We start from the raw sequence: 22879 nt of genomic DNA, 5'->3' as shown, positions 1-22879 counted from the left end.
GAAGTTTCGACCTATCCTTCTTACGCTGCATTCCCAAGCTAGTTGTGATGGCGCCTTCGGACGAAAATGAACTTCGGAAAATGCTCTACACAGGCCACCAATATGAAGGCCCAGCTTGCGTGCGCTACCCACGAGGCACAGGCCCGGGTGCAGAAATTGAAAAAGAGATGCAAGCCTTGGAATTAGGCAAAGCCAAAGCAATTCGCGAAGGAAAGAAAATAGCCATTCTATCATTTGGCTCTTTGCTGGAACCGGCGAAAGCTGCTGCCGAAAAGCTCAATGCAACACTCGTGGACATGCGTTTTATCAAACCACTCGATACGCAAATGATTGATGAACTGGCGAATAAGCACGAGACCTTGGTCACCTTGGAAGAAAATGTGATCGCCGGCGGCGCAGGAAGCGGCGTGTCTGAATACTTACGCGGGCAAGGACTTGTTTCGCAGGTCATTCATCTAGGCCTTCCCGATAAGTTTGTCGCTCACGGTAAGCCTCAAGACCTGCTTAAACAGTGCGGTTTAGATGCAGAAGGAATTGAACAGAGCATCTTGGCGCTTAGCAACCGAAAAGCAATCGAAAACGCCAGTTAGTCCGCTGGCGCATCATCGTCCTGATGGTCGCGCAACCAATGGCCTAATTTGCTCGCCTTGGTCGAAAGGTAACCGTCATTATGCGGGTTACGGCCAACCTGAATTGGAATTCGCTCGACAACCGAGACTCCACCACTCTGCAAAGCTTTTACTTTTCGTGGGTTATTGGTCATCAGCTTCAGCTCCTTAACACCCAAATGTGCGAGCATGTCATAACAAATCGTGTAATCTCGGAGATCTGCCGCAAAACCTAACTTTTCATTGGCCTCAACCGTATCAGCACCTTGGTCTTGTAACTGGTAGGCACGAATCTTATTTAATAAGCCGATACCACGACCCTCTTGACGTAAGTACAGCAATACACCACGACCTTCATCAGCAATGCTTTGCATCGCCTGCTCTAACTGGTAACCACAGTCGCAACGCATACTAAACAAGGCATCGCCAGTGAGACATTCAGAATGCGTTCTCGCTAATACAGGAGCACCGTTTGAGATATCCCCTAAGGTCAATACAACATGCTCCTGACCAGACTCCACCTCTTCAAAGCCATGCATATCAAACACGGCAAAAGGCGTTGGTAAACGGCATGTTTCAATAAAGCGAACTTTCACAGACGATCCTCTTGGCACAAACTAAAAAGGCATACTAAGGGCTTACAAGCAAGCATCCAAACAAGCTATAAGACCTGCAGGGCGCGCATTGTATCACATTCTGACAAGCGAGCTTAACTCGAATGTAAATTGAAACGGTCTTTTCCGCGACAAATTAGTGAATTCAAACTTACATAACTTGAAAGCCCCGAAAGCAGCTGCTCTAATTAGCCTCCCAAAGATAATAAGAACTAAGAAAATGAACCTATACGAAGAGCGTATTCTTCCACATCTGATCAATGCTGCCTGCACCTCTCCCCCTATTCAGAAACTCCGTAAAAGAATAGTACCGAAATGCACCGGACGAGTTCTCGAAATTGGCATGGGCTCTGGCGCCAACCTTGAATTCTACAACAGTAAGAACATCGACTTTGTATGGGGCCTAGAGCCCTCTGAAGGAATGCGAAGAAAGGCCGCAGCTAAGGTGGCAAAGTCCGATATTGAAGTAAAATGGCTGGACTTACCTGGTGAAGAGATTCCGCTTGAAGACGACTGCGTTGATACCATCCTGCTAACCTTCACCTTATGCACAATCCCCGACTACCACAAAGCCCTTCAGCAAATGCATAGAGTACTCAAGCCTGAGGGTAAGCTTCTATTTAGTGAGCATGGCCTAGCGCCTGAACCAAAAGTTGAGAAATGGCAACACCGTTTAAACAAACCCTGGGGCTGTGTTGCAGGAGGTTGTAACCTGAACCGCCCGATTGATAAGCTCATTCAAGCAGGCGGGTTCGAAATTGTAATGATTGAGCGCTTCTACGCTCCTAAAGCACCAAAGTTCGCAGGCTATATTTATCTAGGTGAAGCTCGAAAACTATAAATTCGGACTTAGGAGCTTAACCACCTGTCATATTCATAAAGCGAACAATTTGAGGCTCTTCAGACAAGTTAAACTCATGACGCTCTGGCTTAAGGTCCATTGCCTCGATAATGCTTCGCTTCAGACGCTCTCTGTCTCCGGGGTGGGCACGCAAGACGGCACGCAAGTCAACCGCATGCTCATTACCCAAGCATAGCAAAAGTAAACCCTCAGCAGTCACTCGCACCCGGTTACAGTCACCACAAAAGTTATGACTATGAGGCGAGATAAATCCGATGCGAGTCTTTTCTCCGGGCAATTGATAATAACGCGACGGGCCATCGGAGCGATTGCCGGTCGACACTACCTGAAGCGGCCAAACCTCACTGATAATTTCTTTAAGCTCTTGATTCGAGCAAAAAGCTTCTTCGCGACTATGTTCCGAGATAACGCCTAAGGGCATCTCTTCGATAAAGCTAATATCAATGCCTTTGCCCACTGCAAAACGTATCAGGGGGATTACTTCGTCGGCATTCCGACCCTTCATAATCACAGCATTCAATTTGATCTTCTCAAAGCCTGCGTCAATTGCTGCATCGATTCCCTGAAGCACTTTTTCAAGATCACCAACGCGAGTTAACTCTTTAAACTTGTCAGCCTTTAGAGTGTCCAGACTTATGTTTAAACGCTTTACGCCCGAGGCGAGCAAAGACTTCGCGACTTTTGATAACTGTGAACCATTTGTCGTCATCACCAGCTCATCCAAACCAGGCAAGGCGCCTACCGACTCGCACAAGGACATTACATTTGCTCGAACTAAAGGCTCACCACCCGTTAAACGTATCTTTCCGACACCTAGCTCGACAAAGGCCTCAGCAACTTGGTGCATTTCTTCCAAAGTCAGGACTTTTTGTCTCGGAACAAAGGTCATTTCTTCGTCCATGCAATAGACGCAGCGAAAATCACAGCGATCAGTCACAGACATACGCACGTAGCTAACGCGACGGCCAAACTTGTCAATTAACTGATTGCTATTAATACTCATCGACTCTCACTCAATAGTTCAATTTTACGATGCCAAATAGTGACCACTACGGCCACCTTTCTTTTCGAGTAATCTTACCTGATCGATCACCATACCTTTATCAACCGCCTTACACATATCATACAAAGTCAAGCAGGCGACACTCACGGCCGTTAAGGCTTCCATTTCAACACCCGTTTTGGCATCAAGCTTACACTGGGCCGTCATTCTTACCCGGGGTTCACCCTCTTCGAGACCTAGCGCTTCAATCTCTATGCTTACAGAACTGAGGTTCAAGGCATGACACAAGGGAATCAGCTCCGAACACTTCTTTGCCGCCATAATTCCGGCTATTCTGCAGGTCGCGAATACATCACCTTTCTTGTGACGACCTTCGGTAATCATCCGAAGGGTTTCTTCCTTCATTAAAACGTAACCTTCTGCGCGTGCAATACGGTGGGTAACTTCTTTTTCACCCACATCTACCATATGCGCTGCACCTTGCTCATTCAGGTGCGTTAGATTGTCGGACATACTTACCTCTTTCCCAGACTCTAATGACTCATTCTATCAGACCAAGCTGCTATCTTTTAGACCACGCACCAATACCTGCTACACCTTGCGCTCCTGCCTGAAAAGCACGAGGTAAATCAGCAGGGCTCATTCCCCCTAATGCATACACTGGCAGCGTCGCTAACTTAAGCCAGGCACTGAAGCTAGACCAGCCAATTGCGATGGCATTAGGGTGAGTAGCTGTTTCCTGCACCGGTGACAATGTTGCAAAGTCTGCCCGAATACTTTGTGCATGTGCCAGCTCATCTAAAGAGTGGCAGGACACCGCTAAATAAAAGTTTTCTTTAAAAGGTCTAACATGACAACGCTTCGCCACATAAGTCGGCAAATGAACACCTCTAACACGCGTTTTGTATTGCTCAAAACGAAGCAAGCATTCACCTAGCAGCTCCGCCGAAGCCTCCGCATCAAAAGACAACTCAAGGTGCGCACTCAGCATTAGGCTCTGCCCTAAACCGGGAATCGTCGCCAGCAAGTCATCCAGCCAAATAAAATACTCATCAATACTTAAATCTGGCTGCCTTAAGAGTATCATGCCTGGACATTTTTCGAACAAAACTTCTACTTCTTTTCTTGCCCTATCCAAATTTGGGTAGGTAGGCGTAACTATATATTGCTCTGGAAGTTGGCAGGCGGTGATGATAGGCACATTAGCATCAGGGAAGCTGTATTTTGATAAATCCCCACACTCAACCCACTTTACTTGCTGACCTTCTCGGCCAAGACCATCGCTTGGCGCTTTCGAGAATTTGGACACCAGCCAGACATCGAGCAGCACTTGCTTGTCACCATAGTCATGAGAAATCTGAATCAACGGTCGCAGTGCGCCAGCCTCTTCAGGATCGAACACCAGGCCAAGTTCTTCCTCCAGTTCTCTGGCTAAAGCAACAGGAAGCGTTTCACCACTTTCGACCTTGCCGCCTGGAAACTCCCATAAGCCGCCTTGATGAACCTCATCAGGACGCTTAGAAATCAGGATCTCTCGGGCACCGGCAGCAGATGTTCTCTCTATGACGCCAACGGCCACATGAACTATTTTTGATGACGACATAAGCCCCTTTACAAAAAAACGGCCCATAAGCTTTACAGCTATGAGCCAGATAATAATTCAAAAAAGTGTATGCTTTATCTAGAAATAAAGCTTAAGTCCGGTATTCGGCATTAATCGTCACATAGTCGTGAGACAAATCAGTTGTCCATACCGTTTCTTCAACACTGCCACGCGCTAAGTCGATACGTATGGTGATCTCTTCTTGATCCATCACTGCCTGACCGCGCTCTTCAGTATATTCGGCACACTTCTCGCCTTGATGAACAATCCTGACATCACCCAAGTATATCTCGACCAAGCTCAAATCAAACGCCTCAATCGAAGCCCGGCCCAAGGCGGCCAGAATACGACCCCAATTCGGATCGCAGGCAAATAAGGCGGTCTTAATCAAAGGAGAATGAGCAATGGTGTAAGCCACTTCAAGTGCTTCTTCAGTACTTTTAGCCTGCTCAACCTGAACCGTTACAAACTTGGTGGCACCTTCGCCATCACGCACGATCAATTGCGCCAGCTCGACCAAGACATCACTTAAGGCGTCTTTAAGGGCTGGAAAATCAGCATGAGACTTATCAATCAAAGGTGCTTTTGACTTGCCTGTCGTAAACAGAATACAAGAATCGTTTGTCGAGGTATCGCCATCGACAGTAATTCGATTAAATGAGGCCTCAGCAAGCTCCTGCAATAATTCATCTAGCAAAGCTTGAGGCACGCTCGCATCACATCCGACATAGGCCAGCATGGTTGCCATGTTTGGCTTAATCATGCCCGCGCCTTTACTGATGCCATTAATACGAACAGTCTCGCCTGCGTAGCTAATTTCAGTCGACACACCCTTGGGTCGAGTATCGGTTGTCATAATACCTTCGGCCGCATCGGCCCAAGCATCACCTTTTAACTGAACTTTAGCCTGAGGAATTGCCGCTACGATCTTCTCTATAGGCAGTTTTTCACCAATAACACCGGTTGAAAAGGGCAACACTTGTTCTCGCGCAACACCAAACTGTTCAGCTATAGCAGCACAACTTTGCAAAGCATCATCCATACCCTGCTTACCCGTGCCTGCATTGGCATTACCGGTATTCACCACTAAATAGGCATTTGAAGCCTGAGCAAAGCTACCTGTCGCCAAGTGCGCTTTACAGAGCTGAACCGGTGCAGCGCAAAAAGCATTCTTTGTAAAAACGCCTGAACAGGTGCTCCCCTGAGCCAGCTCGATCAAAACCAGGTCTTTACGACCCTCTGTTTTGATACCAGCCTCAACAACACCGATACGCGCACCGTCTATGTCAAAAAAGGCAGGTAAATCACCCTTACCAACAGCCATAATTCCTTCCAATTAAAATATTTACTAACAGTAAGGCTATGAAACCTTACCGTGGCACTGCTTATACTTCTTGCCCGAGCCACATGGGCAAGGCTCATTACGCCCTACTTTACGGCCTTCTCGCGTCACAGGGGCCTGCTTTTCTTCAGCCGCCGGAGCCGAGCCACCTTCACTACCGGCTGCATTGGCATCTGCATGTTCAGTCTTTGCCCGGCCCAATTGCTGTTCTAGCTCTTGCTGTCTGCGTCGCTCTAGCTCTTCAGCCTCGTCTTGAGTCTGAATCTTCACGTGACTGGTCACACGTACCACGTCATTTTTCAAATTGCCCAGCATCGATTCAAATAGAACAAATGCTTCTCGCTTGTATTCCTGCTTAGGGTTTTTCTGAGCGTAGCTGCGTAGATGGATACCCTGACGTAATGCATCCATTGATGCCAAGTGCTCCTTCCAAAGCGTATCAAGAATATGTAGAAACACTTGTTTCTCGAAGTTACGCATAGACTGCGCACCCGCCGTCTCTTCTTTCTCTTTGTAAACTTTAACGATCTCTTCAATAATCTTGGTTCGCAAGGTTTCTTCGTGCAAGCTATCGTCACTATCCAACCATTCTTGTACGGGGAGTTTAACCGCAAACTCTGACTCAAGATGGCTTTCAAGCCCGGCGATATCCCACTGCTCGTCTAGGCTTTGCGGTGGAATAAAGCGACTGATCGTATCATCAACAACTTCTTCGCGAATCGCTGCAACGATATCTGAAATATCATCAGACTCCATCACCGAGTTACGCTGCTCATAAATCACACTACGCTGATCGTTCGCCACATCATCGTATTCCAGTAAGGACTTACGAATATCAAAGTTACGGCCTTCTACTTTACGCTGAGCCTTTTCAATCGCATTACTCACCATCTTGTGCTCGATGGCCTCACCTTTGTCCATACCCAAGGCTTGCATGATGTTACGTACACGATCCGAGGCAAACAGACGCATCAAGTTATCTTCTAAAGACAAGAAGAAACGGGTACTACCTGGGTCACCCTGACGGCCAGATCGTCCACGAAGCTGGTTATCGATTCGACGAGACTCGTGACGTTCGGTACCCAAAATATGCAACCCGCCTGCCTCAAGTACGGCTTTATTTCGTACTTCCCAGTCAGCTTTGATTTTAGCGATCTTGTCATCACTTGGGTCTTTCAATGCTTTAATTTCAGCTTCCCAATTACCACCCAGAACAATATCCGTGCCACGACCAGCCATGTTCGTCGCAATGGTTACAACACCCGGCAAACCGGCTTGCGCAACGATCTGAGCTTCTTGAGCATGCTGCTTCGCATTCAATACACTGTGCTTAATGCCTGCTTTCTTAAGTAATGCAGACAAAAATTCAGATGATTCAATAGATGCAGTACCCACTAGTATCGGGCGCTTTTGCGCAACCACAGCTTTTACTTCATCAATGATCGCTTGGTATTTTTCTTCCTGCGTCAGATAGATCAGGTCGTTATGATCAATTCGCTGAATCTCTTTGTTTGTCGGAATAACGACAACATCCAAACCATAAATTTGCTGAAACTCGAATGCTTCGGTATCCGCCGTACCCGTCATACCAGCCAGTTTCGAATAAATTCGGAAGAAGTTCTGGAAGGTGGTTGAAGCCAAAGTCTGGCTTTCAGCCTGAATTGCAACATTCTCTTTAGCTTCTATCGCCTGGTGCAAACCTTCGCCCCAACGACGACCAGCCATGGTTCGGCCGGTATGTTCATCGATAATAACAATTTGCTTATTCTGAACGATATAATCGACATCTTTCACATATAGGTAATGCGCACGCAAAGCGGCATAGACGTGGTGCAGTATGTTCAGGTTAGTCGCAGCGTAAAGGCTATCGCCCTCTTCCAGCACGCCATGCTCAATTAAGAGTCCTTCAAGATAGGTATGACCCGCTTCAGTCAAATCGACATTTTTCGATTTTTCATCAATTGTGAAGTGACCGTCATCAATAGGCTTATCGTCTTCACCTACCTCCGCTTTCTTCAGCATCGGTACCAAAGCATTAATCTGCTTATAACGCTTGGAACTGTCCTCAACTGCGCCAGATATAACCAAAGGCGTACGCGCTTCATCAATCAGGATCGAATCAACTTCATCGACAATCGCAAAGTTCAGACCACGCTGATACTTACCTTCAAGATTGAAGGCCATATTGTCACGCAAGTAATCGAAACCAAACTCGTTATTAGTACCATAGGTGATGTCTGACTGGTAAGCTGCTCTCTTTTCATCTGGCTGCTGGCCACCATAGACAACACCAACACTTAAGCCCAAAAAGTTATAGAGTGGCTCCATCCATTTGGAGTCACGCTTTGCAAGGTAGTCGTTCACGGTCACAACGTGCACACCCTTACCTTCCAGAGCATTAAGGTATACAGCCAAGGTTGCTACCAGCGTTTTACCTTCACCAGTTCTCATCTCTGAGATGCGACCTTCGTGCAGCGTCATACCACCAATCAACTGAACATCGAAGTGACGCATAGATAAGACACGCTTACCAGCCTCACGACACACAGCAAAAGCTTCAGGCAAAATCTGATCCAGGCTCTCACCCTCACCAACTCGCTTCTTAAACTCTGCACTTTTAGCTTTTAAGCTTTCATCATCTAGTTTGGAAAGATCCTCTTCCAAAGCGTTTATCTTCGTGACGACCTTTCTCATTCTCTTGAGTTCGCGCTTGTTCTTACTACCAAAAATCTTGGTCATTGCTGATGAAAACATAATGATCTTCTATATTCGTATCTTGTTAATTGAGAGCTCTGCAGACAGAGCGCTATTCTATAGAATGCGCCCGCACATTGATTTCTAATGGTCACGTTCGGCGTGATAAGCCAAAGATGAAACAGCGATCCCTGATTATTGTTGAAAAAATAAGTTCAAGTCTACAGTGAATTGAAACCAGGCTCAAAGGCTAAAATGGGTATGAGATGAAGTAATACAAGGGCAGAGAAGAGAAAAACAAAAGAAAAGTCGATAAATAGCGAAATGGGTCAGGTTTTTGGAGGTTGAGGCTCTAGTTAACTAAAGCTTTACCTTTAAATATTGTGAATACTCGATAAGGCTTCGGCGACAGCGAGTGAAGTCTTACTATGCTACCTGTGCGGTAGTAAATATAAACAGGCAATGCGCCCCATTCACCTAAAACTTCTAAGCTGCCTATGCGGCAGTGAACAGTAGTTTAACGCGAAAAAAATTAGCTACAACAATAAGTAAGGTTAATTTGGTCCAAAACATCAAAAAAACCACCTACGTTGTAACTTACTGATTTTATTAATTTGTTAAAGAGCAGAAAATTTTCGTATTTTCAATTAAAAACTAAGAATCAACCCAGTCTTCAACCCGCAAACCCACAACACGACAAAATTCACGAGTATTATTTGTCACAACAATACTTCCCGCCGCCATCGCATGACCTGCAATGGCTATATCGTTTGCTCCGATAGGTGTGCCCAGTTCACTCAATTGCTTTTTAACCAACGCAGAACAATCTACTGCTTTTTCATCCCAAGGGAGGATAGCATCAAGCCTAGTGATGAATTGATCAATCCACTGATTGACCTTTGGAGATGCTTTTCGACTAATTGCACCGTAGCGCATTTCAGAATAGGTAATTGCAGAAATAACAATCCAATGCTTTTCTGACACGGTTTGTAGCTTCTTAAGCACCACAACAGGGTGCTCTCGCATGATAAAGCTGCAGATACAGGTATCCAGCATATACGTTTGTTTCATTTAAAACCGTCCTTGGTCTTCAATCACATCTTCACGTTCAATCAGAAAATCGTCATCCGCTTTCTCAGTATCGGCTAAAGACAACCAGCTGGGCTTGGAAGGGCGAAGAATAATGGTATCGCCTTCCTTTACGATTTCCAGGTCACTCACTCCTTCATACTCCATGTCTTTAGGAAGACGAACCGCCTGATTCTTGCCATTCTTAAAGATAGATACGGTTCTCATAAGTACTCTCCTCTCGATAACAGCTACTGCTTAAGTATCAGGCTACACCCAGCACAAGCATATGTAAAGCATATGCCGATTTAAACCCGCCTAATTCGACGGGTTTAAAACCAGGGGACGGTTGCGTTTTTTGAGAGGCCAAACTGATTAAAGCTCCCTGAGACAGGCTCATTCATTACCGGGCCAAACTCAATAAAACGTCTGTGCTTTTCCCCATTAGAACCACCGACTAACTCAACATATGGGTTATCTAGGCTTTGGTTAAACATTTTGGCTTTATACTGCTTGATATTTCTGACTGGAGGCGCTATCAGTTGCAAGTGCGAGCTGACCCAGCCACCATCAAAAAAGCTAAGGTATTCTTCAAGCTCTCCGGAAGTAAAGCAAGGTTGAAATTGATCACTAGGACGATGGCATTTTTCATTGCTGTCATAGAGATCTAGGTTTTGAGGAACAGCGCTTCGGTATTCGGTGATCCATTTCTGAGCGCTAGTACGGGAGATACCGAATTGCTCTATCAGTTTCCGCGTCGTTAGCTTGCCTTCCCATTGCAATAACACTTCAATAAACTGAAACTTTACCCTTGCATCAACGCTGACGCCCATGATCAACACACCTATCTATATAAACTTAGTTAGCTCGGTGATACTAATACCGGGTTCCTGTAGCTAAGCACTACTAACGACGATGAATATACTTCTTGGGGTTAATGACTTTGCCGTTTTTGCGTACTTCATAGTGCACGTGAGGGCCGGTTGAGCGGCCGGTGCTGCCCATTGATGCGAGCACTTGGCCTTTGTCGACAATATCGCCTACTTTTGCTTTGAGTTCTTTACAGTGAGCATAGCGGGTTGTGAAGCCTCCACCATGGTTGACTTCAACTAAGTTACCGTAACCGTAGCGGTCACCTGAGTATGTAACGACGCCCGAGGCAACGGCGATGATGTCACTATCCTCCTTACCTGCGAAGTCTACTCCGGCATGCCAGGCACGCTTTCCTGAAAAAGGGTCTGTTCGGTAGCCATAGGCTGAGGACATCCATCCCCAGGTAATGGGGCGGCCGGCAATAAATAATTCTTCTTGGGTTTTGCGGCTAACAAACAGCGCGTCAATCACTTCTAGCTGCTGCTCACTGTCAGTAAGTTGTCGGTCAATCTGATCAAGACTTTCAACAATGCCTGGCAGCACGTAAGACTCGCCCAGCTTTGCATCGGTGGGGCCACCTAGCGCAGGGCTCGCACTGAAGTCAAATTCGCCATTCTTTAGCTTCGCTACTTCTGTCAGTCTTTGACCAAGCGCATCAAGGCGTAACAGTCTGGCCTGCATATCACCCATTCTTAAGGTTAGCGCATCAACCTTTTCCTGAGCTGCTCGCTTAATCCTGGTCACTTGTTTCTTTTGTGCGTTGATATCTTGCTGCCAACCAACAATTATTTCTTTATCTAAAGTCGACTCGGCTTCTCCGGCCACCCAGGTCTGTAGACGGTAGCCCGAAAACACTAGTACGGCCATGAGAAAAACAAATAGCGCACCAACAATGACGAGCTGCTTATTTCCTAACTGATAAGTTTTAGACTTTCCGTGGTTTCGACCAACAAAAATAATATTCATAGCTTTTCTTATATCGTTCTTTTAGCATATCCCTATTCCATGATGTCATTCCATGACTCAATTTGCGCTAGTTTGACCAAGCATCAAGCTCTTTGCAAGCGCTAGTCGCTTTGCTCTTGAGCCTTGTCACGCCGAACTTAGCAAAGCCAATTTAGCCTGTCACACTTTTAAGTTTATGAGACAACCAAAGCAGCAAAAGTTTGCCCCTAAAATCAGCTTGAAAAGACTGAGTGCGAAATCAAACAATCTTCAGTCTCTGATTAAACAGGCAGCCAGCCGAAAGTCGCTGGAAGTTCTGTTTGACGAAACCTTGCCAAGCGCTTTTAAAGGCAAGTTTCAAATAAACGCCTTTAGCCAAGGCAGGCTCACCCTCACCTGCTCGTCTGCAGCGCTCATGACCAAATTCCGTTTCTCTCAAGAGCAGGTGATATCTATGCTCAATGCAAAAATTCACCCAGAGAGAATAGAGCAGATCAAAATCAAAGTGCGACCCAAAGGGGCATTTTCAAACAAAGCACCCATTGATACGCCAAGTACACCTAAACACTTAAGCAAAAAAAATGCCCAGATTCTAAGAGAAGAAGCTGAGCATACTGATGATTTGAAACTAAAAAAGATTTTACTTCAGTTAGCCAGACATACTGATTAGCAGATTAGTATCAATATATCCGGCTCGCTGGTTTTCTCTTATGCAGCCACTTAAGCAGCTAACACTGGCTTCATATATGAAATTGGAGCTGTACTTGCGTCTTCGAAAGTATTCACTTCCCAAGCATCGGTTTCCTTGATGAGTTTTCGCAGCAACTTGTTGTTCAAGTCATGACCAGACTTGTAACCTTTAAACTCACCAATCAAGCTATTGCCCAATAAGTATAAGTCGCCGATAGCATCCAAAATTTTGTGTTTTACGAACTCATCGTCATAACGCAAACCATCTTCGTTCAAGACCTTGTAGTCATCAACAACAATTGCGTTATCGAAACTACCGCCTTGAGCTAGATTCATTGCTTGCAAACGTTCAAAGTCACGCATAAAACCAAAAGTCCGGGCACGGCTTACTTCTTTTACAAACGAGGTGCTCGAGAAATCAATCGCCGCATCTTGAGTACCCTGATGAAAAACAGGGTGATCAAAGTCAATTGAAAAGCCAACTTTGAAGCCATTAAAAGGCACAAACGTCGCTTTCTTACCGTCTTCTTCGATCGTCACTTCTTTGGTGATGCGAATAAACTTCTTAGCCGCTTCTTGCTCTTCAATTCCCGCAGACTGGATTAGAAAAACAAAAGGACCAGCACTACCATCCATAATGGGTACTTCTTCAGCACTTAACTCAACACGGCAGTTATCAATACCTAAACCAGCCATGGCTGAAAGCAAATGCTCTACAGTCGCTACTTTAACGCCGTCTTTAACAAGCGTTGTTGAAAGCAAAGTCTCACCTACGTTTTCCGCACGCGCTTCTATCTCCACAGCTGGAGACAAATCGGTACGACAAAACACAATCCCTGAGTCGATCGGTGCAGGCATAAGCGTTAAATACACCTTTTTACCTGAATGAAGACCCACTCCAGTGGCTCGAATTGTATTCTTTAATGTGCGCTGTTTAATCATATTTTGATTTCTATCAACCTTTATAAATTGCTGAACTGGTCAAAAAACAGGCGCATAATAACAGAATGCGCCGAATTTCCCAACTAAAACGATCAACTATTCATCAAGATGTAATATTAGGCGCGGATAATTAATCCGCTTGACGCCTCAAAAATGCTGGTATATCCAAGTAATCAACACTTGGAGCCGCATCAGTTTTGCTCGTATCAACCGCAGCATTACCTACGCGGTCAACGCTTGGACGACGGCGACTTACAGCTGGGCGCTCCAATTCACCGTAATCTAGCGTACCGTCCTTTTTAGTCGGCGTATTGTCAACAACCTTAACCGGCTTATCCATTGCAGCTGACAAACCTGTTGCAACAACTGTTACTTTTAGTTCATCTGTCATCTCAGGATCGATAACCGTACCTACAACAACTGTTGCTGAGTCTGAAGCAAATTCTTCTACAATATTACCCACTTCCGAGAACTCACCCAAGTTCAAGTCAACACCCGCAGTAATGTTAACCAAGATACCACGCGCACCCTGAAGGTTAATGTCTTCTAGCAGCGGGCTTCTAATCGCAGCCTCTGCAGCTTCCTTAGCTCGCTCTTCACCCGATGCTGAACCGGTACCCATCATAGCCATGCCCATTTCAGACATAACTGTTTTTACGTCTGCAAAGTCAACGTTGATCATACCTGGGCGGATAATTAGATCCGCAATACCTTGAACAGCCCCTTGAAGTACGTCATTCGCTGCACCAAATGCATCAAGCAAGGTCGTATTTTTACCTAAAACTGATAGCAGTTTTTCATTTGGAATCGTGATCAAGGAATCAACATTCTCAGCCAGTTCCTGCAAACCTGCTTCAGCGATTTTCATACGCTTGCCGCCTTCAAAAGGAAAAGGCTTAGTCACAACAGCAACCGTCAAAATACCTAATTCACGCGCTACTTCAGCCACAATCGGTGCTCCACCCGTACCTGTACCGCCGCCCATACCGGCAGTAATAAATACCATGTCAGCACCCTTTAGGGTTTCCGCAATGCGCTCTTTATCTTCTAAAGCCGCTTGACGTCCAATCTCAGGATTCGCGCCTGCACCAAGGCCTTTAGTAATTGTGCTACCCAATTGGATAACTGCTTTGTTTTCTAGATCTTTTAGAGCTTGTGAGTCTGTATTTGCACAAATAAACTCTACACCGTCTACATCGCCAGATAGCATGTGGCGCACTGCGTTACCACCGCCACCGCCGACACCAACGACTTTTATTACTGCGTTTTGTGAAACATTCTCTACGAGTTCAAACATCACTCTTTCTCCTAATATTATATTTTCAATCTGCTAGTTGCTGCTTTGTATTGTTGGTTTTTGTAGGCAATTTTTAGAAGTTGCCGGTAAACCATGTTTTTATTTTTTCCATAAAACTTTCGCCTCCCTCAGACCTCATCATCGGCTCACTATCCGTTGTCCTCTGCTTCAGTCCATACATCAATAAACCAACGCCCGTTGCATACATCGGATTATTGACGACATCCGCCAAACCAGATACACCCTGCGGGGATGCTAATCTGACAGGCATATGGAATATCTCTTCTGCTAACTCAACAACGCCTTCCATCTTTGACGTCCCGCCCGTTAACACAATCCCGGCGGCAATTACATCTTCAAAGCCACTTCTACGTAACTCTGACTGTATCAAGGTAAATAACTCTTCATAGCGAGGTTCAACCACCTCAGCCAATGCCTGCCGAGACAAGTCTCGTGGTGGGCGATCCCCAACACTAGGCACTTTTATGGTTTCTTCTGCACCGGCCAATTGCGTCAAGGCACAGGCATATTTAATCTTTATCTCTTCCGCGTTTTGTGTCGGTGTACGCAGTGCCATGGCAATATCATTCGTCACCTGGTCGCCCGCTATCGGGATTACTGCGGTATGACGAATCGCACCACCGGTAAATATTGCGATGTCGGTTGTTCCACCACCAATATCCACAACACAGACACCTAACTCTTTCTCATCGTCAGTGAGCACCGCATAGCTTGAAGCCAACTGCTCTAAAATAATGTCATCAACGTCCAGATCACACTTCTGCACACACTTTTCTATATTCTGAGCTGCGTTAACCGCACAGGTCACCAAGTGCACCTTTGCTTCTAGACGCACACCAGACATACCCAAAGGCTCTTTAATGCCTTCCTGGCTATCAATCACAAACTCCTGAGGGAGAATGTGCAGCACTTTCTGGTCTGCTGGTATTGCCACAGCCTGTGCAGCATCGATAACACGATCAATATCGGCCTGAACAACTTCTCGATCTCGAACCGCAACAATGCCGTGCGAATTCATACTGCGAATATGGCTCCCGGCTATTCCTGCATAGACAGAGTGAATCTGGCACCCTGCCATCAGCTCAGCCTCTTCGACAGCTCGTTGAATTGCGTTAACTGTTGACTCAATATTGACAACAACCCCTCTCTTTAAGCCACGAGAAGGGTGCGAACCGATACCAACTATTTCGATCTGTCCTTCACTATTCTTCTTGCCAACAATTGCAACAATTTTGGAGGTTCCAATATCCAACCCCACGGTAAATTCATTTTCTAATGAGCCAGCCATTCTGGTGTTCCCACGTTACTTTTGTACCAACTTTGCTTTCGCGAAGCCTAAGGCCATCCGATGCCCGGCTCACAAACACATTCCTAATTCTTACTTTTTACCGGATCGCCACTTGATCGCTACACCATTCGGGTAGCGAGCGTCGATTCGGCTAATATTCGCCACGTCAATATTTGCTCTGGAGCTGAAAACCTTACCAACTCGTTCCAGCTTGGCTTCAAGGTTCTGCTGCCCTTCGCGATCTTGTAGCTTAATTTCACCCATTGCGACCGCCACACCATTACTCAAGGTCATATTCCAGACATTTCTAGGTTTCAATTCCAGCGCTCTAATAGCCAAGCCATACTCTTTAAGGCCTTGCTGTAGTACTCCGAGCGTTGAATACATCATATTTTTCTTCGACGCACTGAACTGCTCACTGCCGATCAGTTGCGGTAAAACCAATAAATCACTTCTTAGTTCAGCAGGCTTAAAGACAACACCTTCTGCATTGAGCAACGCTCCGTCATTCCACTGACTCACCGCAACTTGTTCATTTATTAGCAGCTTGATTTCGCCCGGCCAGACTCTACTCACAGTCGCACTGTTAACCCAGGCCAAGCCCTCTACTCGTGTTTGAACGTCTTTTAAGTCAGTCGCTATAAATCCGGCGCCGACTAAACCACTCAACGCTTGTGTCACTTCACTTTCGTTCAGATAAGAAAACGCGCCTGTTACCTTGATCGATGAGATAGGGTGGTCAACTACTTGTATCAGACTGTCTCTTTTAGTCAGTAATACAAGTAGCGCTAAACAAATTAGCGTCACAGTTAGAACACGCTTGAGCACCAAAACAGTCTCTTCACGTACAGCGTTTCCTTCTGCCAACTGAGCGCCCTGCCCCATTACATGAATTGCAGCATTATGTGCCATCTAACTATCCCCTTTATCATTATTATTGTTCTTGCTTAAGCGCTTGTTTGTCACTGCTGACTTCAGTATTTCCAGTAGCAAATCATCAAACTCTAAACCTGAAGCTTTCGCGGCCATAGGAACCAGACTATGGCTGGTCATTCCTGGTATGGTGTTAACTTCTAACAACCAAAAGCGCCCTTTGCTATCGCGCATTACATCGACACGCCCCCAGCCAGAACAGCCTAAGGCACTAAATGCTCTTTCCGCCAAATTCCCCAGACTCTGCTCTTCTTCATCAGATAAGCCTGAGGGTAATAAATATTGTGTAGAATCTGACTCGTACTTCGCTTCATAGTCATAAAAGGTATGGCTGGTTTTTAAGCCAATTACCGGTAATGGCGAACCATTCAACAAGCCAACTGTATATTCATCACCTTCTATCCACTGCTCCAAAAGCACTTGCTCATCCATTTCCAGAGCCTTACTTACTGCGGCTTCCAGCTGTGTCTGATTATTTACTTTAAACACACCAATCGATGACCCTTCACGAGAAGGTTTAACTGCCAACGGGAAACCCATCAATGAAACCAGGCGGGTGAGCATTTCCGGGTTCAACTTCTCTACATAACTAAACTTAGGTGTCGGTAAATTCATCCCCTGCCAAAGGTACTTAGTTCGTGTCTTATCCATGCCAATGGCAGAGCCCATTACACCACTACCGGAGTACGGAATATTCAGGGTCTCTAAAACACCCTGTATCGTGCCATCTTCACCACCACGTCCATGAAGCGCTAAGAATGCCCGGTCAAAAGGCATGTGTTTGACCAGGTCTTCAATCTCTCCACCAAAATCCAGTTTGAAGGCATCAACACCTTTACGCAGCAAGCCATCCAGGACAGCCTGACCACTTTTCAGAGACACCTCGCGCTCCGCCGAGGTTCCTCCCATAATAACGGCAACTTTACCTAGCTTGTCCGCCACTGAACTCATGAACAAGCCTCCAACAACTCGCCATCTTCCGACAAACGAATAGCTATCTGACCGACGCTACCCGCCCCCTGAGTAAGTAATAAGTCGCCGTCTTGAAGCACTGTGGACAAAAGTTTTTCCAGGTTCGGCACTACCTCATCTACCTGGTGACCACCATCGATATAAATTGGCTCAGCACCACCACGCTGACGAATACTGCGGCACAATGCGCGACTATCAGCACTTGGAATTGGTGTCTCGCCAGCGGGGTAAACTTCCATCAATAGCAACACATCAACCTTGGCGAGAACTTTTACGAAGTCCTCATATAGGTCACTGGTACGGCTATAACGATGCGGTTGAAAAACCATGACCAATCGTTTGTCTGGCCAACCCGCACGAATCGCCTGGAGTGTCGCTTCCACCTCACTTGGGTGATGCCCGTAATCATCAACCAACATAACTTTTGAAGCGCTCTTCGCTTCAGTATCTTGTCGTTGAACAGCGTAGTCGCCATACACCTGAAAACGACGCCCTACCCCTTGGAAACTTTCCAAGGCTCTTTGAATTGCGGCATCTTCAACACCCTCATCACTCGCCACAGTGATAGCAGCCAGTGCATTCAGAACATTATGATGCCCCGGCATTTGTAGCGTGATATCCAGGTCATTCATACCCGCCGGTCTCTGTACGGTAAAGCGATTGTGCATACCGTCTTGGCGAATATTATGCGCCCGATAATCCGCACTTTCTGACACACCATAAGTAAGGACGGCACGTGATACCTGAGGCATTATTTCTTCTACTACTGGGTCGTCTACACACATCACCGCAGCACCGTAAAACGGCAGGTTATGAAGGAAGTCTACAAAGGTCTGTTTAAGCTTTGAGAAGTCGCCACCATAGGTATGCATATGATCCGCTTCGATATTTGTAACCACTGAAATCATCGGTGTAAGGTGCAAGAATGACGCATCACTCTCATCTGCTTCAGCAACCAGGTATCGAGACCCACCCAGACTTGCATTGGTACCCGCGCTATTTAAGCGACCACCGATCACATACGTAGGGTCTAAACCTGCCTCGGCGAGTACCGATGCAATCAAACTGGTTGTAGTTGTTTTGCCATGCGTTCCCGCAATCGCGATACCGTGACGATAACGCATTATTTCAGCCAGCATTTCTGCTCGCGGAACAATTGGCGTACGGTGCTCTCTGGCTGCAGCCACTTCCGGGTTGTTTTCATCAATCGCAGAAGAAACCACTACTACATCGGCTTGTGCGACATTTTCCGCATCATGCCCAAAATAGATTTTCACTCCTAATGAAGCGAGTCGTTTTGTCACTGCTGACTCATTTAAATCTGAACCCGAGATTTGGTAACCCTGGTTACGTAGCACTTCTGCAATTCCGCACATGCCCGCGCCACCAATACCTACGAAATGGATCAGACTGATACGGCGCATCTCTGGAATTTCACTCAATACCATGCTTCCTGCATGCTTTAGTACACTCGCATTTGGTTTATCAGGCATAGCAGACTCTCCTACATTCACTGGCTACATTCTCTGTTGCGTCTGCTTTGGCTAATTTTCTTGCTGCCTCGGACAAAATCGATATTCTCTCGGGTTTACTAAATAAAGGAGCCAAGACCTCACTCAAGGTCGACTCGCTCAAATCCTGTTGGTCTAATAACCATGCCGCACCGCCCTTGGTCATATACTGGGCATTGAGCGTTTGGTGGTCATCGACCGCATGAGGATAAGGGATGAGGATCGCTCCCAAGCCCGCCACACATAGTTCAGATATGGTTAAAGCACCGGCTCGACAGATCACAAAGTCAGCCCAGCGATAGGCTGCGGCCATATCATCAATAAACTCACTTACCTGAGCTTTGACACCATACTTTTCATAACTTGCAGCCACGCCTTCGGACTTATTACGCCCTGTCTGGTGCCAAATTTCCGGTCTAATTTCTGCCCCCAAAGAGCTCATCGCACCAGGGAGCACTTCGTTTAGTCTGGCAGCTCCAAGGCTCCCACCCAACACCAGCACTCTGATCGGCCCAGATTTCGAAACACTGTCTTTGCTTGAATAAAATAACTCGCAGATTTCATCTCTCAATGGGTTGCCAGTCAGCACAACTTTACTCGCATCTTCAAAGGCTTCAGGAAAAGCTGACATCACTGAATCTGCCATTTTCGCGAGTACTTTATTGGTCATTCCTGCTACGGCATTCTGTTCGTGAACCAATAAAGGCTTACCCAAGAGTTTTGCCGCCAAGCCACCAGGCCCAGAAGCGAAGCCTCCCATACCTAACACGGCATCGGGTCTTGTTTTCCTAAGCACTAATAAAGCCTGGAAAACGGCTTTAGCGATCTTCAAGGGTGCTAAAGCTTTGCTTAATATGCCTTTACCGCGAACACCACTGACGGAAATACCGTAAAAAGGGATTCCAGCGTCTTGCACTACTCGCTCTTCCATACCACCGACTGAACCTAGCCAAACAACTTTGTCATTGCGGCTCATTAGTTTCTTTGCCGTTGCTAAGGCTGGAAATACATGCCCGCCAGTGCCACCAGCCATCACAAGGAATGTTTTATCACGCATGGATAAGCTCCTTGTCTTTGGTCTGTTCTGAGTCTGGCTCATCTTCAATCGCCATCAGGTCACGGTGAATTCTTAACAACACGCCTATACACATACAACTCACAATCAGGCTACTACCGCCATAACTTACCAATGGCAGTGTCAGACCTTTAGTCGGTAGTAAGCCCATATTGACGCCTATGTTTATAAAGGACTGAACCGCGAATAAGATGCCAATGCCGTAGGCAAAATAGGCGCTGAATAATTGCTTTTTCTTTTCTGCCAAATAGCCTATGCGTAAGGATCTGTAGACCAAAACGACAAACAACGAAACAACAAGCAATGTACCAATCAAACCAAACTCTTCTGCCATAATGGCAAAAACGAAATCGGTATGAGCCTCGGGCAAGTAAAATTGCTTTTGAATACTGTTGCCTAAACCTACGCCCGACCAGTCCCCACGCCCAAATGCGATCAAAGACTGAATCACCTGATATCCACTACCATAGGGATCTGCCCAAGGATCGGTATAGCCCACTAAACGCTTTAATCTGTAGGGCTGCGAATAAATCAGTAAGGCCACAGATGCTAAACAGCCTAGAATCAGAATAATAAACTGCCCTAATCTCGCACCACTGAGGAAAATCATTCCCAGAAAGGCACAACCAATTACAACGGTAGAACCTAAGTCCGGCTCACTAAGCAGCAATAAGGCAACCAAAGCCAAGACCAACATCGGCTTTGCAAAGCCCCACCATGTTGTACGCACCTCATCTAAACGTCTCACTAAATAGCCTGCGAGATAAGCCACCAACAAAAGCTTCGCCAATTCAGAAGGCTGAAAATTCAAGCTACCTAAACTAATCCAGCGTGTACTGCCATTAACTGTTTTACCAACGCCTGGGAGAATGACCACCAAAAGCATTAGTAAAGACAAACTCAGCGCAAGCCAGCCAGTCTTCTGCCACCACGAAGATGGCAACTGGTAAGTAAATACGCCGGCGATACAACCCAAGACAATGAAAATGCCGTGGCGAATCACATAGTGAAATGGGTTTCCATTTCTGGCATCCGCAATATCTACCGAAGCCGATGCAATCATAATCAAGCCAGTCAGCAGCAATAGAACACTAACGAACAACATGACATGATCTGTACGTGGTTCAATGCGAAGCGAGTCTTTGCTTTGCAGCAATCCAGGCATGCCAGCTCTAGCGATAGAAAGTGTCATAAGGCCAAAACCTCCTGCTCAAACATATCGCCTCGCTGCTCGTAACTTTTGAACATATCGAAACTTGCGCACGCTGGAGACAACAACACAGCGTCACCTTCTTCTGCCCGCGCCTTGGCTTGTTGAACTGCCTGCTCCAGGTTAGCAACACGAAGCGTTTCAACCTTATCTTTTAAAACAGCTTCTATTAACTCCGCATCCTGTCCAAATAGCAGCGCCAGTTTCCCAAACTTTTGCATAGGCTCGAGCAAGCCGGAAATATCAGCACCTTTACTATCGCCTCCGGCAATTAGCAGTACCTTTCCATCTAAATTCGCACCAATACTGCTAATGGCTGTTTGGGCTGCACCCGCATTCGTTCCTTTTGAGTCATTGATATAATCAACACCGTCTACAGACCTGATATGCTGACAACGGTGACGTAGCCCCTTATAACTTTTCAGAGCATTCGCCATCGCATCCATAGGCAAGCCAACAGATGTTCCTAATGCCAAAGCAGCTAGCGCGTTCGAAAGATTATGCTCGCCGCAGATCTTCAAATCTTTTACGGGCAAAATACTGTCAAAGCCCTTCACTAGATGACGCTGGCCATCAATGTCCATACAGGAAAACTTATTTAAGTCTGCTCTATTCAAGCCAAAGTGAAGCAGCTCCATTCCTTCAGCTTGTAAGGGCTGACTGAGCACCTCATCATCATTAACAATGACTTTTTTAGCGCCAAAAAATATACGTTGCTTAGCCTGTAAATATGCAATTTTGCTCTCATAGCGATCCATATGATCTTCAGAGAGATTTAGCATAACAACGCTTTCTGCACTTAAATGGTCTGTCGTCTCTAGCTGAAAACTGGATAGTTCTAGAATATATAGCTCACACGAGTTATCTAGTAACTCAAGTGCTGGGGTCCCTAGGTTTCCACCAACACCAACATTTAGCCCTGCCTGCTCTGCCATTTCACCCAGCAAAGTTGTGACGGTACTTTTACCATTAGAGCCGGTAATCGCAACAATCGGCGCCTTAGCGGCTTCAGCAAACAGGTCGATATCACCTCGAACTCGCACACCGCTTTTGATAGCGGCCTGGATTTCTGGTGTTGCCAGTGCAATTCCCGGGCTCAGAATGATTTCAGTTGCTGAGCACAAAAGCTCTTGGTCAAAGCCACCTGTTATACATTGAACATTCGGATAATCAGCATGCAAGCCTTCAAGCCCGGGCGGCTCTTCACGGCTATCCATGACACATAGCTGACAGCCTTGCGACGCTAAAAAGCGCACGCACGAAAGCCCGGTCTTACCAAGACCGACAATAACGACTTTCTTATCTGTCACAATTGTATTCACAGCTTG

Annotated in this window: 22 protein-coding genes; 3 read left to right on the top strand and 19 right to left on the bottom strand. The window is 46.2% G+C overall.

Annotated elements, in window-relative coordinates:
* Nucleotides 1–590: transketolase C-terminal domain-containing protein (locus A3756_RS14985; protein WP_304438886.1), on the top strand; the 590-nt coding region annotated here is incomplete at its 5' end.
* Here the strand turns inward: A3756_RS14985 and ribA are convergent.
* On the bottom strand, nucleotides 587–1204 hold the full coding sequence (gene ribA, locus A3756_RS14980) for a GTP cyclohydrolase II (RefSeq protein ID WP_068508589.1): 618 nt from the start codon (nucleotides 1202–1204) through the stop codon (nucleotides 587–589). The two genes, A3756_RS14985 and ribA, sit on opposite strands and share 4 nt — an antisense overlap.
* A gap of 238 nt (nucleotides 1205–1442) precedes the next feature.
* Between ribA and A3756_RS14975 the strand changes: the two genes are divergently transcribed.
* A complete protein-coding gene (locus tag A3756_RS14975; RefSeq protein ID WP_068516341.1) occupies nucleotides 1443–2063 on the top strand; it encodes a class I SAM-dependent methyltransferase in 621 nt (206 codons plus the stop codon).
* Between the two features lie 16 nt (nucleotides 2064–2079).
* Here A3756_RS14975 and moaA read toward each other — a convergent pair whose 3' ends face one another.
* The 9 genes from moaA to A3756_RS14930 form a co-directional block, all read right to left on the bottom strand.
* On the bottom strand, nucleotides 2080–3087 hold the full coding sequence (gene moaA / locus A3756_RS14970) for a GTP 3',8-cyclase MoaA (protein WP_068553784.1): 1008 nt from the start codon (nucleotides 3085–3087) through the stop codon (nucleotides 2080–2082).
* A gap of 24 nt (nucleotides 3088–3111) precedes the next feature.
* Nucleotides 3112–3600: a cyclic pyranopterin monophosphate synthase MoaC gene (gene moaC / locus A3756_RS14965; protein ID WP_068516348.1), complete on the bottom strand. Its 489-nt coding sequence runs from the start codon at nucleotides 3598–3600 to the stop codon at nucleotides 3112–3114.
* Nucleotides 3601–3649: 49 nt separating this feature from the next.
* Nucleotides 3650–4690 carry a Nudix family hydrolase gene (locus A3756_RS29060; RefSeq protein ID WP_082865281.1) on the bottom strand — a complete coding sequence of 347 codons (1041 nt, stop codon included), beginning with the start codon at nucleotides 4688–4690 and terminating at the stop codon, nucleotides 3650–3652.
* Between the two features lie 91 nt (nucleotides 4691–4781).
* On the bottom strand, nucleotides 4782–6014 hold the full coding sequence (gene argJ, locus A3756_RS14955; RefSeq protein ID WP_068516350.1) for a bifunctional glutamate N-acetyltransferase/amino-acid acetyltransferase ArgJ: 1233 nt from the start codon (nucleotides 6012–6014) through the stop codon (nucleotides 4782–4784).
* A gap of 36 nt (nucleotides 6015–6050) precedes the next feature.
* Complete coding sequence (secA, locus tag A3756_RS14950; RefSeq protein ID WP_068516353.1) at nucleotides 6051–8786, bottom strand: preprotein translocase subunit SecA; 2736 nt, start codon at nucleotides 8784–8786, stop codon at nucleotides 6051–6053.
* Between the two features lie 594 nt (nucleotides 8787–9380).
* Entirely contained in the window at nucleotides 9381–9797 is a 417-nt protein-coding gene (locus tag A3756_RS14945; protein WP_068553783.1) for a type II toxin-antitoxin system VapC family toxin, read from the bottom strand.
* A complete protein-coding gene (gene vapB / locus A3756_RS14940; RefSeq protein ID WP_068553782.1) occupies nucleotides 9798–10022 on the bottom strand; it encodes a type II toxin-antitoxin system VapB family antitoxin in 225 nt (74 codons plus the stop codon). It abuts the gene before it with no gap.
* A 104-nt stretch (nucleotides 10023–10126) separates the two neighbouring features.
* The gene (gene cas6f, locus A3756_RS14935; RefSeq protein ID WP_068553781.1) at nucleotides 10127–10627 is read right to left on the bottom strand and encodes a type I-F CRISPR-associated endoribonuclease Cas6/Csy4; all 501 of its coding nucleotides are present in this window, start codon (nucleotides 10625–10627) and stop codon (nucleotides 10127–10129) included.
* A 73-nt stretch (nucleotides 10628–10700) separates the two neighbouring features.
* Nucleotides 10701–11633, bottom strand: a complete 933-nt coding sequence (locus A3756_RS14930) for a M23 family metallopeptidase (RefSeq protein WP_068516356.1) — start codon at nucleotides 11631–11633, stop codon at nucleotides 10701–10703.
* Between the two features lie 175 nt (nucleotides 11634–11808).
* Between A3756_RS14930 and A3756_RS14925 the strand changes: the two genes are divergently transcribed.
* Complete coding sequence (locus tag A3756_RS14925; protein ID WP_068512459.1) at nucleotides 11809–12282, top strand: DciA family protein; 474 nt, start codon at nucleotides 11809–11811, stop codon at nucleotides 12280–12282.
* Nucleotides 12283–12332: 50 nt separating this feature from the next.
* Here A3756_RS14925 and lpxC read toward each other — a convergent pair whose 3' ends face one another.
* From lpxC to murD, 9 genes are all read right to left on the bottom strand, one after another.
* A complete protein-coding gene (lpxC, locus tag A3756_RS14920; protein ID WP_068512462.1) occupies nucleotides 12333–13244 on the bottom strand; it encodes a UDP-3-O-acyl-N-acetylglucosamine deacetylase in 912 nt (303 codons plus the stop codon).
* Between the two features lie 130 nt (nucleotides 13245–13374).
* Nucleotides 13375–14541, bottom strand: a complete 1167-nt coding sequence (gene ftsZ, locus A3756_RS14915; RefSeq protein ID WP_068516357.1) for a cell division protein FtsZ — start codon at nucleotides 14539–14541, stop codon at nucleotides 13375–13377.
* Between the two features lie 73 nt (nucleotides 14542–14614).
* Nucleotides 14615–15850, bottom strand: coding sequence for a cell division protein FtsA (gene ftsA / locus A3756_RS14910; protein WP_068516361.1), 1236 nt, complete (start codon nucleotides 15848–15850; stop codon nucleotides 14615–14617).
* Nucleotides 15851–15940: 90 nt separating this feature from the next.
* Nucleotides 15941–16762 carry a cell division protein FtsQ/DivIB gene (locus A3756_RS14905; RefSeq protein ID WP_068515626.1) on the bottom strand — a complete coding sequence of 274 codons (822 nt, stop codon included), beginning with the start codon at nucleotides 16760–16762 and terminating at the stop codon, nucleotides 15941–15943.
* Entirely contained in the window at nucleotides 16763–17734 is a 972-nt protein-coding gene (locus A3756_RS14900; protein ID WP_068516364.1) for a D-alanine--D-alanine ligase, read from the bottom strand. It abuts the gene before it with no gap.
* Complete coding sequence (gene murC, locus A3756_RS14895; RefSeq protein WP_082865279.1) at nucleotides 17731–19248, bottom strand: UDP-N-acetylmuramate--L-alanine ligase; 1518 nt, start codon at nucleotides 19246–19248, stop codon at nucleotides 17731–17733. Before murC ends, A3756_RS14900 begins: the two co-directional genes overlap by 4 nt.
* A complete protein-coding gene (murG, locus tag A3756_RS26725) occupies nucleotides 19241–20323 on the bottom strand; it encodes an undecaprenyldiphospho-muramoylpentapeptide beta-N-acetylglucosaminyltransferase (RefSeq protein WP_068553780.1) in 1083 nt (360 codons plus the stop codon). Before murG ends, murC begins: the two co-directional genes overlap by 8 nt.
* On the bottom strand, nucleotides 20316–21533 hold the full coding sequence (gene ftsW / locus A3756_RS26720; RefSeq protein WP_231872175.1) for a putative lipid II flippase FtsW: 1218 nt from the start codon (nucleotides 21531–21533) through the stop codon (nucleotides 20316–20318). Before ftsW ends, murG begins: the two co-directional genes overlap by 8 nt.
* Nucleotides 21530–22873, bottom strand: coding sequence for a UDP-N-acetylmuramoyl-L-alanine--D-glutamate ligase (murD, locus tag A3756_RS14880; protein ID WP_068553779.1), 1344 nt, complete (start codon nucleotides 22871–22873; stop codon nucleotides 21530–21532). Before murD ends, ftsW begins: the two co-directional genes overlap by 4 nt.
* Nucleotides 22874–22879: the final 6 nt, after the last annotated feature.

It is taken from the genome of Oleiphilus sp. HI0086, assembly GCF_001635225.1.
This window is presented reverse-complemented; position numbering and strand designations above follow the sequence as displayed.

What these genes read in the sequence shown, in the direction of transcription:
- A3756_RS14975 (WP_068516341.1), top strand. Translation starts at nt 1,443, where the DNA reads ATGAACCTATACGAAGAGCGTATTCTTCCACATCTGATCAATGCTGCC.
- moaA (WP_068553784.1), bottom strand. Translation starts at nt 3,087, where the DNA reads ATGAGTATTAATAGCAATCAGTTAATTGACAAGTTTGGCCGTCGCGTT.
- moaC (WP_068516348.1), bottom strand. Translation starts at nt 3,600, where the DNA reads ATGTCCGACAATCTAACGCACCTGAATGAGCAAGGTGCAGCGCATATG.
- A3756_RS29060 (WP_082865281.1), bottom strand. Translation starts at nt 4,690, where the DNA reads ATGTCGTCATCAAAAATAGTTCATGTGGCCGTTGGCGTCATAGAGAGA.
- argJ (WP_068516350.1), bottom strand. Translation starts at nt 6,014, where the DNA reads ATGGCTGTTGGTAAGGGTGATTTACCTGCCTTTTTTGACATAGACGGT.
- secA (WP_068516353.1), bottom strand. Translation starts at nt 8,786, where the DNA reads ATGTTTTCATCAGCAATGACCAAGATTTTTGGTAGTAAGAACAAGCGC.
- A3756_RS14945 (WP_068553783.1), bottom strand. Translation starts at nt 9,797, where the DNA reads ATGAAACAAACGTATATGCTGGATACCTGTATCTGCAGCTTTATCATG.
- vapB (WP_068553782.1), bottom strand. Translation starts at nt 10,022, where the DNA reads ATGAGAACCGTATCTATCTTTAAGAATGGCAAGAATCAGGCGGTTCGT.
- cas6f (WP_068553781.1), bottom strand. Translation starts at nt 10,627, where the DNA reads ATGGGCGTCAGCGTTGATGCAAGGGTAAAGTTTCAGTTTATTGAAGTG.
- A3756_RS14930 (WP_068516356.1), bottom strand. Translation starts at nt 11,633, where the DNA reads ATGAATATTATTTTTGTTGGTCGAAACCACGGAAAGTCTAAAACTTAT.
- A3756_RS14925 (WP_068512459.1), top strand. Translation starts at nt 11,809, where the DNA reads ATGAGACAACCAAAGCAGCAAAAGTTTGCCCCTAAAATCAGCTTGAAA.
- lpxC (WP_068512462.1), bottom strand. Translation starts at nt 13,244, where the DNA reads ATGATTAAACAGCGCACATTAAAGAATACAATTCGAGCCACTGGAGTG.
- ftsZ (WP_068516357.1), bottom strand. Translation starts at nt 14,541, where the DNA reads ATGTTTGAACTCGTAGAGAATGTTTCACAAAACGCAGTAATAAAAGTC.
- ftsA (WP_068516361.1), bottom strand. Translation starts at nt 15,850, where the DNA reads ATGGCTGGCTCATTAGAAAATGAATTTACCGTGGGGTTGGATATTGGA.
- A3756_RS14905 (WP_068515626.1), bottom strand. Translation starts at nt 16,762, where the DNA reads ATGGCACATAATGCTGCAATTCATGTAATGGGGCAGGGCGCTCAGTTG.
- A3756_RS14900 (WP_068516364.1), bottom strand. Translation starts at nt 17,734, where the DNA reads ATGAGTTCAGTGGCGGACAAGCTAGGTAAAGTTGCCGTTATTATGGGA.
- murC (WP_082865279.1), bottom strand. Translation starts at nt 19,248, where the DNA reads ATGCCTGATAAACCAAATGCGAGTGTACTAAAGCATGCAGGAAGCATG.
- murG (WP_068553780.1), bottom strand. Translation starts at nt 20,323, where the DNA reads ATGCGTGATAAAACATTCCTTGTGATGGCTGGTGGCACTGGCGGGCAT.
- ftsW (WP_231872175.1), bottom strand. Translation starts at nt 21,533, where the DNA reads ATGACACTTTCTATCGCTAGAGCTGGCATGCCTGGATTGCTGCAAAGC.